The organism is Actinoplanes sp. CA-030573, assembly GCF_050951115.1.
Taxonomy (GTDB): Bacteria; Actinomycetota; Actinomycetes; order Mycobacteriales; family Micromonosporaceae; genus Actinoplanes.
Genome location: NZ_CP192038.1, coordinates 5,509,366 through 5,521,780 on the forward strand (window position 1 = coordinate 5,509,366; position 12,415 = coordinate 5,521,780).

The 12,415-nt window shown below is 74.3% G+C and carries 10 protein-coding genes; 4 read left to right on the forward strand and 6 right to left on the reverse strand.

The features are described from left to right. Positions 1–20: 20 nt before the first annotated feature. The gene (locus ACQP2F_RS25545; protein WP_433291469.1) at positions 21–500 is read right to left on the reverse strand and encodes a DUF7144 family membrane protein; all 480 of its coding nucleotides are present in this window, start codon (positions 498–500) and stop codon (positions 21–23) included. 48 nt (positions 501–548) lie between these two features. On the opposite strand from ACQP2F_RS25545, the gene ACQP2F_RS25550 reads away from it, so the two are divergent. Together ACQP2F_RS25550 and ACQP2F_RS25555 are read left to right on the forward strand one after the other, a co-directional pair. Beyond that, positions 549–1,853 carry a diacylglycerol/lipid kinase family protein gene (locus tag ACQP2F_RS25550; RefSeq protein WP_433291471.1) on the forward strand — a complete coding sequence of 435 codons (1,305 nt, stop codon included), beginning with the start codon at positions 549–551 and terminating at the stop codon, positions 1,851–1,853. Beyond that, complete coding sequence (locus ACQP2F_RS25555; protein ID WP_433291474.1) at positions 1,850–2,590, forward strand: metallophosphoesterase family protein; 741 nt, start codon at positions 1,850–1,852, stop codon at positions 2,588–2,590. Before ACQP2F_RS25550 ends, ACQP2F_RS25555 begins: the two co-directional genes overlap by 4 nt. 113 nt (positions 2,591–2,703) lie before the next feature. Here the strand turns inward: ACQP2F_RS25555 and ACQP2F_RS25560 are convergent, their stop codons facing one another. The 3 genes from ACQP2F_RS25560 to ACQP2F_RS25570 all read right to left on the reverse strand — a co-directional run bounded on the left by ACQP2F_RS25560 (position 2,704) and on the right by ACQP2F_RS25570 (position 9,631). Then, positions 2,704–4,065, reverse strand: a complete 1,362-nt coding sequence (locus ACQP2F_RS25560; protein ID WP_433291476.1) for an FAD-dependent oxidoreductase — start codon at positions 4,063–4,065, stop codon at positions 2,704–2,706. 26 nt (positions 4,066–4,091) lie between these two features. Then, positions 4,092–6,134, reverse strand: a complete 2,043-nt coding sequence (locus tag ACQP2F_RS25565; protein ID WP_433291479.1) for an ATP-binding protein — start codon at positions 6,132–6,134, stop codon at positions 4,092–4,094. A gap of 110 nt (positions 6,135–6,244) precedes the next feature. After that, entirely contained in the window at positions 6,245–9,631 is a 3,387-nt protein-coding gene (locus ACQP2F_RS25570) for a bifunctional proline dehydrogenase/L-glutamate gamma-semialdehyde dehydrogenase (protein ID WP_433291481.1), read from the reverse strand. A gap of 95 nt (positions 9,632–9,726) precedes the next feature. On the opposite strand from ACQP2F_RS25570, the gene ACQP2F_RS25575 reads away from it, so the two are divergent. Continuing rightward, positions 9,727–10,680 (forward strand): LysR family transcriptional regulator, encoded by a 954-nt coding sequence (locus tag ACQP2F_RS25575; RefSeq protein ID WP_433291484.1) that lies wholly within the window; start codon positions 9,727–9,729, stop codon positions 10,678–10,680. 37 nt (positions 10,681–10,717) lie between these two features. Continuing rightward, positions 10,718–11,494, forward strand: a complete 777-nt coding sequence (locus ACQP2F_RS25580) for a hypothetical protein (protein WP_433291486.1) — start codon at positions 10,718–10,720, stop codon at positions 11,492–11,494. Here the strand turns inward: ACQP2F_RS25580 and ACQP2F_RS25585 are convergent. Beyond that, on the reverse strand, positions 11,471–11,890 hold the full coding sequence (locus tag ACQP2F_RS25585) for a GNAT family N-acetyltransferase (protein WP_433291488.1): 420 nt from the start codon (positions 11,888–11,890) through the stop codon (positions 11,471–11,473). The two genes, ACQP2F_RS25580 and ACQP2F_RS25585, sit on opposite strands and share 24 nt — an antisense overlap. 52 nt (positions 11,891–11,942) lie before the next feature. Continuing rightward, on the reverse strand, positions 11,943–12,326 hold the full coding sequence (locus ACQP2F_RS25590; protein ID WP_433291490.1) for a beta-class carbonic anhydrase: 384 nt from the start codon (positions 12,324–12,326) through the stop codon (positions 11,943–11,945). Positions 12,327–12,415 lie beyond the last annotated feature (89 nt).

Sequence of the window (12,415 nt, forward strand, 5' to 3'; positions counted from 1 at the left end):
CGCCAACCTACCGGCCTCGATCAGTCCCGCACGTCGCCCCCGTGTGCCAACAGCGCATAGATGATCAAGACGTCGATCACGATCAAAATCACCGACCAGAGGGGGTACGCCGGGAGGTAGAGCATGCTGGCGAAGGCGCTCACGAGGGCGATCGCCACACCGGCCACCCGCGCCCAGAGCTGGCCCAGGAAGATCCCGGTGCCGGCGGCGAGAGCGAGCACGCCGACCACCACGTGCAGCCAGCCCCACTGGGTGTAGCTCCAGGACAGCGCCAGCCCGGCCGGCCGGGCGACGTAGAAGTCGTCGTCGGCCAGGGCCACGATGCCTTCGATCAGATGGAAGATGCCGGTCAGGACGATCATGAACCCGCCGAACGCGACCATGCCGATCCAGGCGGTCATCGGCGGCGCCGAGCCGGGCGTGCCCGGCCGCTCGGTGGCGTAGCTGCTCGGTGCGGACATGCCGTCATCGTCGGCGCGGACCGGGTGCGTGCGCGCCATCCGCGGCGGATGATGCCCGGATGCCACCGGCCCGAGCAGGCTCTCGAGATGGCTGAACTCTCCGCGCCGATTCCGGCCGGCCGGCGCTGGCTCGCGCGACTAGCGTTCCTGGCCGCGGCCGGCGTCGCCGTTCTTCTGCTGGTCACCGCCGGCTTCCGGGCGAGCCTCGCGCTGCTGATCACCGCCGTTGCCGGGCTGGTGGTGATGGCGGTGGGCGCCTGGTGGTTCCTCACCCATCGCGGGGCGGTGCGGTGGCTGGGCGCCGTGCTCGTGGTCGGCGCGCCGATCGTGGTCGGCGTGCTGTTCGCGCGGGCCTCGATGATCTGGGTCGTGGTGGTCTTCGGTCTGCTGTGGGCGGGGATGGTCGCGTCCGGCCGGGCCGCCCTGGTCCACGACCGGGACGCGGCCGAGTTCGACACGCCGCCGCCCCGGCGCCCGTTCTTCATCATGAATCCACGCTCGGGCGGCGGGAAGGTCGTCCGATTCGACCTCGAGACCCGGGCCCGCAAGCTGGGCGCCGAGGTGTTCCTGCTGTCCGGCCCGACCGCGGTCGACGTCGCCGAGGTGGCCCGGCAGGCGGTACGCGACGGGGCCGACCTGCTCGGGGTGGCCGGCGGCGACGGGACCCAGGCGCTGGTCGCGGGCGTGGCGGCCGAGTGCGGGGTGCCGTTCCTGGTCATCTCGGCCGGCACCCGCAACCACTTCGCGCTCGACCTCGGCCTCGACCGGGAGGACCCGTCGACCTGCCTGGACGCGCTCACCGACGGCGTCGAGCTGCGGGTCGACCTCGGCCGGGTCGGCGACCGGGTGTTCGTCAACAACGCCTCGTTCGGGGCGTACGCCGCGGTGGTGCAGAGCCCCGAGTACCGCGACGACAAGACGCGCACCACCCTCGAGCTGCTGCCCGACCTGCTGACCGGCCAGACCGGTCCGGTGCTCGAGGTGCTGGCGGGCGAGGTGGCGCTCTCCGGGCCGCAGGCGGTGCTGGTCAGCAACAACCCGTACGGCGCCGACGACGTGGCCGGGCTCGGCCGCCGGTACCGCCTCGACGGTGGGGTGCTCGGCGTGCTCGCGGTGCACGTGCGGGGCGCGGCCGACGCGGCGAGCCTGGTCTTCGGGGGCCGGCCCGGCATGCTGACCCGCACCTCGGCCCGCTCGGTGGTGGTCGACGCCGCGGCCACCGCGATCCCGGTCGGCGTGGACGGCGAGGCGCTGGTGCTGCCGACCCCGGTGCGCTGCTCGATCTCGCCCGGCGCGCTGCGCGTACGGGTGCCGCGGCAGCGTCCCGGCGTGCCCGCGCCGCCGCCCGAGCTGGACTGGAAACGGCTGCGGCACCTCGCCTTCGGCCGATGACGGCAACCCTGCTCGTCGCCCATCTCTCGGATCTGCACCTGGGCGCGCACGACCCGTTCGCGGTCGCCTCGATCGCCGACGAGGTGGCCGCGTTCCGTCCCGACCTGACCGTGGTCACCGGCGACCACACGATGCGGGCCCGGTCCGGGCAGTTCCAGCGGGCCGCGGAGCTGATCGAGAAGCTGCCGCCGCCCCGCCTGGTGGTGCCGGGCAACCACGACACGCCCCTGGTCAGTCCGCTGCGGGCGGTCGCGCCGTGGAGTCGCTACCGCCGCTGGATCGGGCCGCTCGAGCCGGTCGTGCGGCTGCCCGGGCTCACCGCCCTCGGCCTCAACAGCATGCCGCGCTGGCGGTGGAAGAGCGGCCGGATCTCGGCCGCGCAGTCGGCGGCGGTGCGGACCGTCCTGGGCCCGGCCGAGGGCATCCGCCTGGTGGCCCTGCACCATCCGCCGCTGGCCGGTGGGCTCGCCCGGATCGCCGGCCGCTCGCGGTTCCTCCAGGCGTTGTCGGCCGCCGCGGTCGATGTCGTGCTCTTCGGACACACCCACGTGCCGTCGGCCGTCCGGCACGACGGCCTCCTCATGGTCAACGCCGGGACGACCACCAGCCATCGGGTACGCGACGTGCCGCGCTCCTGGACGCTGCTGCGCCTGCGCCCTCATGCCACCGAGGTGCACGAACGGTTCGAGGTGGCGCCCGGGGTGTGGGAGACCGGGCGGGTGCTCCACTTCGGCTGAGGGACCGGCCCACCCGCCGCGGCGCACCTCAGCGCCGCGAGTGAGCGGCCGGCCCACCCGCCGCGGCGCACCTCAGCGCCGCGAGTGAGCGGCCGGCCCCATGCACCCACGGCTCATCTCAGCGCGGCGAGCAGCTCCGCGCGGTCCGGGCCGGGCAGCGGATAGCGTTCGCCGGCCACCGGATACCGTTCGCCGGGCGGCGACCCCGGGCCGGGCGGCAACCCCGGGCCGGCCGGCGGCGCCGGCGGGGGCCGGAGCAGGACCCCCACGTCCAGGCCGGCCCGCGCGAGCACCGGGTCGTGCAGAGCCGACCCGTGCAACATCCGGGCCGCCGTCCAGGCCGGGTCGTTCGGGCGATACGGGAGTCCCTGCACGTCCCCGTCGATCTCGGCGATCCGGTGCCGGTCGAACCAGACCGTGGCCCGGTAGAGCGGCTCGATCACCTCGGCCGTGCGGGCGGCGAAGCCGTCCGTCTCGCCGCCGGTCGCCCGGAGGTGGTCGCGCAGCGTGCGGGCGTGCAGCAGGCCGACACCGGCGCCGCGGCCGAGCGACGGGTTCGTGCAGCAGGCCGCGTCGCCCACGGCGACCAGGCCGGGCATCGACACCGGCCGCCAGCGGTCGGCCAGGCCGCCCATCACGTCGACGCCGGTCAGCGGCTTGCCGGCGGCCCAGTGCGCGGCCAGTGGGTAGCGGGCCAGCGCGGCCTCCCAGACGGCCGGATCGCGCAGGGCGCGCATGGCGTGGTCGCGGCCGCTGGTCACGAAGCCGACCGACCAGGTGTCGTTGTCGGCGGGCAGGGTGATCAGCGAGACCGAGTCGTGGTGCTGGAGCAACGGGCCGAGCACGTCGGGCGGGTCGCCCTGGAAGTGGCGGGCGTAGTAGACGAAGCCGGCGTCGGAGCGCTCCCCGGGCGGCTTGGGCAGGCCGGCGGCGGTCAGCCAGGACGAGAGCGCGGAGCGGCGGCCGCCGCAGTCGACCACCAGGCGGGCTTGCACGCCGGTGCCGTCGGTCAGGCGTACGCCGGTGACCCGGCCGCCGAGGGTGAGCAGACCGGCGACGGTGACCCCGCGCCGGATCGTGAGGCCGGTGACGGAACCCGCCTCGGCGGCGAAGGCGGCCTCCAGCACCGGGCGCCGGGCCGTGAGCGTGTCGAACCGCTCGTCGCCCGGGCGGCCGCCGTCGTAGGCCGCGGGCGCCAGGACGGTGGCGAAGTTGAGCCGCAGGGCGCCGGCCGCGCGCAGCCGGTCGAGCACGCCGGGCAGGTCGGCGAGCATCTGGGCGTGCCAGTGCGGCAGCATGATGTGCGGGTCACGGAACTGGGCGACGCCGGGGCGGTCCCATTCGTCCCACTCACGGCCGGCGGCGGGCGGGGCCGGGTCGCGGTCGAGGACGGTCACGTGGTGCCCGTCGCGGGCGAGGAGCATGGCGGTGGCGAGGCCGGTGAGCCCGGCGCCGAGGACGATGATGTCGGTCATGCCCGGAGCGTGGCCCCGGAAGGTGCTCACTCTCCAGACCGTTCGGTGCTCACTTCCTGCCCGGTCTCGGCCCGCCAGAGAATCTCGGTCAGCCGGTCGACGGCCTTGGCGAGGTGCCGACGGTAGGTGCTGAACGGCAGCCCGAGCACCTCGGCCGCGGCCTCCTGGCTGGGCGCCGGCCGCAGATAGGTGCGCTGGAGGACGGCGGCCAGCGGCGCACCCTTGGGCTCGGCGGCGAGGACGGCGACGGCCTTCTCCAGCGCGGCGCGCGAGACGACGGCACCGTCCGGGGCGGCGTGGGCGGCGCGGAAGCCGGCGGCATCGGCGAGACCGGCGCGGGAGCCGGGAGCACCGGCGAGACCGGCGCGGGAGCCGGCGGCATCGGCGAGACCGGCGCGGGAGCCGGCCGCGCCGGTGGGGTCGCGCAGGGCCTGCCGGACGGCGGCGGCGAAGGCCTCCCGGCTGGGTGGCGGCGGGCGCAGGAGCCCGGGCGGCGGCGGCCCGGTGCCGCCGGCCTGCTCGCGCTCGTTCATCAGGTCGAGCCAGGTGTCGACCGGCAACCGCCGCCAGTCCATCCCGTAGACCACGTGCCGCTGCCCGCCCACCTCGGCCTCGAAGGCGGGCGTGAACGCCAGGTAGTCGAACATCGGGCCCCAGAAGCCGGGGTCGGCGATGGCGACGAACGAGCAGGCGGTGGGGCGGCCGATCCACTCGAGGATGGACGACACCGCGCCGGCCAGCACCGCGTACAGGTCACGCTGGTTGTTCTCGGCGCCGGCGAGGAAGCGCGCGAGCCCGGCCTGCTCCCCCGGGCGCAGGTCGGCGCTCGCGAGCGCGGCGCGGGCCACCGGATCGCGCGACTCCAGATCACCGTCGACGGGCAGGACCACACTGAGCACGTACGCGAGGAGCCCGCACTCGCCGCGCACGACGCTGAGACCTTCGGGCTGCCGGGCGAGCCACTCCCGGGCGAGGGCGGCGCTCTCCGGGCCCTGGAACTGCCGCACCGAGTCGACCACCTGGTCGTGGTCGGACCCGGCGCCGGGGACGAGCGCGACCGGGCCACGATCCCGCAGAGTCTGGAAGACGGCCGAGAGCGGGCTGCTGCGATGCAGGTAGAGCAGGTGCTGGGCGTTCAGCTGCCGGTCGGCCCCGGCCGCCGCGCGCACCCCGGCCACGGTGTGGTCGTGGACGATCCGGTGCAGGGCGCGGTAGCGGTCCGGCGAGCGGCGCTCGAACTCGGCGTCGAGCACGTCCCGGGCCAGCTCGTGCGGCCGCAGCCCGCGCGGTCCCCAGGTGATGAACGGCCGCCGGCACAGCCACTCCCAGACCGCGCCCGCGTCCGCGCCGACCGTGGCCCGCAGCAGGTCCTCGGTGGTCAGCCAGGCCTTGGCGCAGGTGGCCAGGCCGGTGGCGTGGGCGTCGGTGGGCGGCTCGCGGACCAGGCACTCGAGCAGCGCGGTGATCAGGTCGGGGACGTCGGCGAGCGCGCGCGGCACGACGCCGGTCACGGTGGCGTCGGCGAGCAGGGCCAGCGCGAGGGGGTGGCCGCGGCCGAGGGCGGCCAGGCCGTCGCGGGCCTCGGGTGGTACCCCGGCCCGGGCCAGAAGGGCCATGCTCTCGGCCGAGCCGAGCGGATCGAGGCGACGGAAGGTGGCGATGCTGCGCCAGCCGGGGTCGGTACGCCAGGCCGGTCCCGGCGGCTCGCGGCCGGCCAGCACGACCACGTCGGTCCCGGCCCGGGCCGGCAGGAACTCGCGGCGCAGCCAGCCGTCGAGCGCGGCGAGCCGCTCGTAGCCGTCGACCAGCAGGACCCCGGCGTCGAGGCCGCGGAACGTGTCCGGCGCGGCGTCGGCCTCGCGGCCGTCGACCACGGCGACGGTACGCCCGGCCGCCCGCGCCCGCCGCCCGAACTGCTGCAGGGTGCTGGACTTGCCGATGCCGCCCGGCCCGTGCAGGAAGAGGACCCCGCCGCGGGCCAGCACCCGGTCGAACGCGGCCAGCTCGGCGTCGCGCCCGACGAACGACCGGGCGCGGGCTTGCTCCAGCAGGTCGGCAACCTTCGGCATGCGGCATTCCCCCGCCCGCAGTGTAGGACCGAACCGCGGGCGAGTCTGTCGGCGTCAGGGCACTGCGGCCAGCGGCCGCCAGGCGGGGCGGCCGCCAGGCGGGGGCGGCGTCAGAGCACCTCGGCGGCCAGGCGGTCCGGGTTGCCGAAACGGTGGGCGGTGATGCTGACCGCCTGCTCGTGCAGGAACGGCAGCAGCTCCACCCGGCCGGCTTCGGTGACCGGGTGCGACCACACGGCCAGGTCCGGGGTGGACGGCAGCTCCGGGACGGCGCCGATCAGGCGGACCCGGCCGCCGGTCAGCCCGGCGGACCAGTCGGCGTCGCTCTCGGTCCGGACGTCGGCGGGAATCGCGGCGGCGAGCGGGGCCGGCAGTGCGGCGGCCACCGACACCCGCATCGGCGAGCCGGCGATGAGGCCGGCCGCCAGCACCCGCACCAGCTCCCGGACCGGAGCGCCGGACGCGAGCCGCACCTCGACCGGTTGCGGCAGGTAGCGCAGCACGTTCCGCTCGGCCCACAGACCCGAGACGTCGCTCGGCCGGAAGTGCCCGGACATGGCGGCCGCGTCGCTCGCGGCCGAACGCTCGACGAACGCGATGTCCTGGTCGGACAGAACCGACTTGGCCGCGGCCAGCAGCGCCCGCACCGGCTCCGATGCGAGGGGCGCGCCGCCGGAGGCGGCCGCCGGCTCCCAGCCGGTCAGCCCGACCAGGTAGTTGGGGCCGCCGGCCTTGGTGCCGGGGCCGACCGCCGAGCGCTTCCAGCCGCCGAACGGCTGCCGCCGGACGATCGCGCCGGTGATGCCGCGGTTGACGTAGAGGTTGCCGGCCTGGATGCGGTCGAGCCAGGTGCGCACCTCGGCCGCGTCCAGCGAGTGCAGGCCCGAGGTGAGGCCGTAGTCGACCTCGTTGACCAGGTCGATCGCCTCGTCCAGGGTGGCCGCGGTCATGACGCCCAGGATCGGGCCGAAGTACTCGGTCTTGTGGTACGCCGAGCCACGCCGCACGCCGTCGCGGATCCCGGGCGTCCACAGCCGGCCCTCGTCGTCGAGCTTGCGCGGCTCGAGCAGCCACTTCTCGCCGGGGCCGAGCTCGGTGAGCCCGGTGAGCAGCTTGCCCGCGGCCGGCTCGATGACCGGCCCCATCTGGGTGCGCGGGTCGGCCGGGTAACCGACGGTCAGCGACGAGGCGGCGTCGAGCAGCTGGGTGCGGAAGCGCTCCGACCGGGCGACCGAGCCGACCAGCACGACCAGCGAGGCGGCCGAGCACTTCTGGCCGGCGTGGCCGAACGCGGAGGCGACCACGTCCTTGACCGCGAGGTCGAGGTCGGCGCTGGGGGTGACGATGATGGCGTTCTTGCCGCTGGTCTCGGCCAGCAGCGGCAGGTCGGGGCGGAACGAGCGGAACAGCTCGGCCGTCTCGTACGCGCCGGTGAGGATGACCCGGTCGACCAGCTCGTGCGTGATCAGCTCGCGGCCCAGCTGCCGCTCGTCGACCTGCACGAGGGTCAGCAGGCGGGGGTCGGGCAGCACCGGGCGGATGACGTCGGCGAGCACGGCGCCGCAGCGCTCGGCCGGGCCGGCCGGCTTGATCACCACGGCCGAGCCGGCGGCCAGGGCCGCGAGCAGCGAGCCGGCCGGGATGGCGACCGGGAAGTTCCAGGGCGGGGTGACCAGGGTGAGCCGGACCGGCACCGGTGTAGCGCCGTCGATCCGGTCGAGGCCGTCGGCGAGCTCGCCGTAGAAGTGGGCGAAGTCGGCGGCCTCGGACACCTCGGGGTCGGCCTGGTCGGCGGTCTTGCCGGCCTCGGACGCCATCACCTCGATCAGCTCGGCCCGGCGGGCCTCGATCGCCTCGCCGGCCCGGTGCAGGATCGCGCCGCGCTCGGCGCCGGAGAGCTTGCCCCACGCGGCGGCGGCCTCGGCCGCGCCGGCCATGGCCTCGTCGAGCCGGGACCGGTCGGTGATCCGGGCCCGCTCGAGCGTCGCGACGCCGAGGGTGGATCGCGGCGCGCGGGCCAGCACGTCCCGGACCCAGGCCCGGTTCGCGGCGACGGCCGGGTCGGTGTCGGGGGTGTTCTCGAACCGGCCCGGGCCCGGGTGCGGCACGGCGGCGTAGCGCTCGGCGACGCGGCGGGCGGCCGGGACGTGGTCGTCCAGGTCGGCGAGGGAGGCGAGGAACCGCTCCTGCTCGCGGGCGAACAGGCCGGCGTCGGAGTCGAGCTCGAAGACGGCGGACATGAAGTTGTCCTGGCTCGCCCCCTCCTCGAGGCGCCGGATCAGGTACGCGATCGCGACGTCGAACTGCTCCGGGCGTACCACCGGCGTGTAGAGCAACAGACCGCCCACCTCGCGCCGGACCACTTCGGCCTGGCCCTCGGCCATGCCGAGCAGCATCTCGAACTCGATGCCGTCGCGGACGCCGCGGCGACCGGCCAGCAGCCACGCGTAGGCGATGTCGAACAGGTTGTGGCCGGCGACGCCGACGCGCACGTTGCGGATGCGGGACGGCTCGAGCGCGTAGTCGAGGACCCGCTTGTAGTTGGTGTCGGTGGCCTGCTTGCTCTCCCAGGTGGCCAGCGGCCAGCCGTGCACCGTCGACTCGACCCGCTCCATCGGCAGGTTCGCGCCCTTGACCAGGCGCACCTTGATGCCGGCGCCACCGGACTCCCGGCGCCGGGCCGCCCACTCCTGGAGGCGGATCATCGCGCTCAGGGCGTCCGGCAGGTAGGCCTGCAGGACGATGCCGGCCTCGAGGCCCGTCAGCTCCGGCTGGTCGAGCAGCCGGGTGAAGACCGCGATCGTGAGGTCGAGGTCCTTGTACTCCTCCATGTCGAGGTTGACGAACTTGCCGCCCTGGGCGCTCGCCAGCCGGAACAGCGGCGTGAGGCGCTCGACGATGTCGTCGACCGCCTCGTCGAACGCCCACGGGCTGTGCGGCTCGACGGCGGCCGACACCTTGATCGAGACGTAGTCGACGTCGTCCCGGGCCAGCAGCCGCTCGGTCTCGCGCAGCCGCCGGGTGGCCTCGCCCCGGCCCAGGACGGCCTCGCCGAGCATGTTGACGTTGAGCCGGACGTCGCGGCGGCGGATGCGGGCGATGGCCTTGCCGAGGCGGGCGTCGGAGGCGTCGACGATCAGGTGGCCGACCATGCGGCGCAGCACCCGGCGGGCGATCGGCACGACCACGCCCGGCATGACCGGCGCCAGCACGCCGCCGGCCCGGACGGTCGCGCGCAGCGGCACCGGCAGGAAGCGCGGCACGTCGGGGGCGAGGGTGGCCAGCGCGCGGGCGCTGACCTTGAGGTCCTCGGGCCGCACCACCCCGTCGACGAAGCCGACCGCGAACTGGAGGCCCTTGGGGTCGCGCAGCAGCCCGGCCAGCTGGGCCGCCGAGCCGCTGACCTTCACCGCGGACGCCTCGTGCAGCCAGCGTCGGACGAGGGCGACCGCCTCCTGGGCGAGGTCGGTGTCGGCGGGCATCGCGATGTCGGTCATGGCGCCAGTGTCCGTCCGTGCGGGGTTAAGGAAAAGCGATGGTTCGTGACGAGTACCGTTCAGTTCCTCTTACCCATCTCCCACGAGGCGAGAACATGCTCGAGATCAGGCGTCTGGTGCTGCTGCGGGAGCTGGCCATCAGGGGGACGCTGGCGGCCGTCGCCGAGGCGCTCAACTTCTCCCCCTCCGCAGTGTCGCAGCAGCTCACCCAGCTGGAGAAGGAAGCCGGCATGCCGCTGCTGCGCAAGGCCGGGCGCCGCGTGCAACTCACCGCGCAGGCCGAGGTGCTGGTCGCGTCGGTGGCCGAGGTGCTCGACACGCTGGAACGGGCGGAGGCGGCGCTGCAGGCCTCGCTGACCCGGGTCACCGGCCGGGTGCGGGTCGCGGTCTTCCAGTCGGCGGCACTGGCGCTGATGCCGGCCACGCTGCGGGCCATGGCCGCGCGCTATCCGGACGTACGGGTGGAGATGGTCCAGCGGGAGCCGGAGGAGGCCCTGCGGGAGACCTGGGCCCGCGACTTCGACATGGTCATCGCCGAGCAGTACCCGGCTCACGCGGCGCCCCACCATCCGGGCCTCGACCGGCGGCCGCTCACCGAGGACGCGATCCGGCTCGCGCTGCCCGCCGCCGAGGTGGCGCTGCATCCGGTCGGGTCGCTGGCCGAGGCCCGGGCCATGCCGTGGGTGATGGAGCCCCGCGGCGCGGCCTCGCGGCACTACGCCGAGCAGATGTGCCGGACGGCGGGCTTCGAGCCGGACGTACGGTATGAGACCGCCGACCTGCAGGCGCACATCCGCCTGGTCGAGTCCGGCAACGCCGTGGCGCTGATCCCGGACCTGGTCTGGGCCGGCCGGGAGACGTCGTGCCGCCTGCTCGACCTGCCCGGACTGCCGCGGCGCACGATCTTCACCGCGCAGCGTCTGGCCGGCGCCGCGTCACCGGCCGCCCGGGCATTCCGGGACACATTGGAAGCGGCCGCGTCAAATCACATACCCGGAACGACGGATGACCTATTGCCGATCCGGGAACGGTACGACGAACGTAGTTAGTGGCGACTGACCTGTTCGATGCGAGAAGGGGCCGTTGATGGCCGACTGGGTGCTCATACCCTGCCTCAAGAAGCTGTTCGCGGAGTTCAACACGATCGCGCCGAACCGCGACAAGGCGAGCGACGGCAGCATCGGCGACACCGCACACCAGCACGAGGTCTCCGATCACAACCCCGACGAGACCGGCTCGGTGCCGATCCACGACGCGGACCGCACCAACGAGGTGCACGCGATCGATGTGGACAACAACCTGCGCGAGAGCGACCTGACGATGGAGAAGGTCGTGCAGTTCCTGCTCGGGCGCTGCCGGTCCGGCGCCGAGAAGCGGCTGCGCTACATGATCTACAACCGGCGCATCTGGGAGGCGTCCTCGGGCTGGAAGCAGAAGGCCTACCACGGCGCCTCCCCGCACACCGAGCACGCGCACTTCTCCGCCTCGTACGACTCGAAGCTCGAAGCCTCGACGGCTTCCTGGCACCTGGAGGACATCCCCGTGGCTCTTACCGCCGCCGACAAGGCCTGGATCTCGGCCGAGATCGCGAAGCAGTGCGCGGCCACCATCTCGTCCTGGAAGGACGACATCGGCCGCGCGGTGGTCGCGACGCCGATCGACGGTGCGACCCTGCCGCCCTCGGAGTGGAAGCGCACCCTCGGGATGGTGGTCACCGATTCCTGGGCCGCGACGATGAAGGGCACCACGATGACCGAGCAGCCGCTGCCGGCCGCGAGCGTGTTCTCGCAGATCCTGGAGGACCTGGCGATCCTGACCGCCAAGGTGGACGCGCTGTCGTCAGCTCTCAAGGAGCAGGGGTAGCGGCTTGGTGCACAGCACGTCCGGCATCGGCAGGTAGCCCAGGCGCTGCCAGAACCGCAGGCCGGCCTCGTTGTCCGGCATGACCAGCAGGTTGACGCGCGGGCAGCCGATCGCCCGGAAGCGGGCCTCGAGCTCGCCCACCAGCCGGGTGGCGATGCCGCCGCGGCGGTGGGCGGGGTCGACGGCCAGCCGCAGGATCCAGCCGCGACGGCCGTCGTAGGTGCCCATGACGACGCCGGCGATCCGCCCGTCGCGCTCGGCCACCAGGAACAGCTCCGGGTCGCGGGTCAGCTTGGCTTCCAGCTCGGCCCGCGGCACGACCTCACGGCCGGCCGTCGCCCACACCCGCACCACCGCGTCGTAGTCGTCCCAGCCGAACTCTCGGATCTCGGTCACGGTCCGACCGTAAGGGCTGCCACGCCGGCCGCCCGCGGCAGGTCACCGCCGGCTACTTCACCTCGCGCAGCCTGCCGGTCTCCACCTCGTACACGAAGCCGCGGATCGAGTCCTTGACCGGGATGAACGGGTCGGCCTGGATCCGGCGGACCGACTGCCGCACGTCCTCCTCGAGGTCGGCGAAGGCCTCCGCCGCCCAGGACGGCCGGATGCCGACCTCGCGCTCGATCGAGTCCTTGAACCCGTCGTCGGTGAACGTGAGCATCCCGCATCCGGTGTGGTGGATCAGGATGATCTCGGTGGTGCCGAGCAGCCGCTGACTGATGGCCAGGCTGCGCAGCTCGTCGGCGGTGATCACCCCACCCGCGTTGCGGATCACGTGCGCGTCACCCTCGGCGAGACCGAGCAGCCCGTACGGGTTGAGCCGCGCATCCATGCAGGCCACCACCGCCACATGCTTGGCCGGCGGCAGCGCCTCGACCTCAACCTCAGCTCTAGCCTGAAGTCTCAACGTCAACTTGAGCG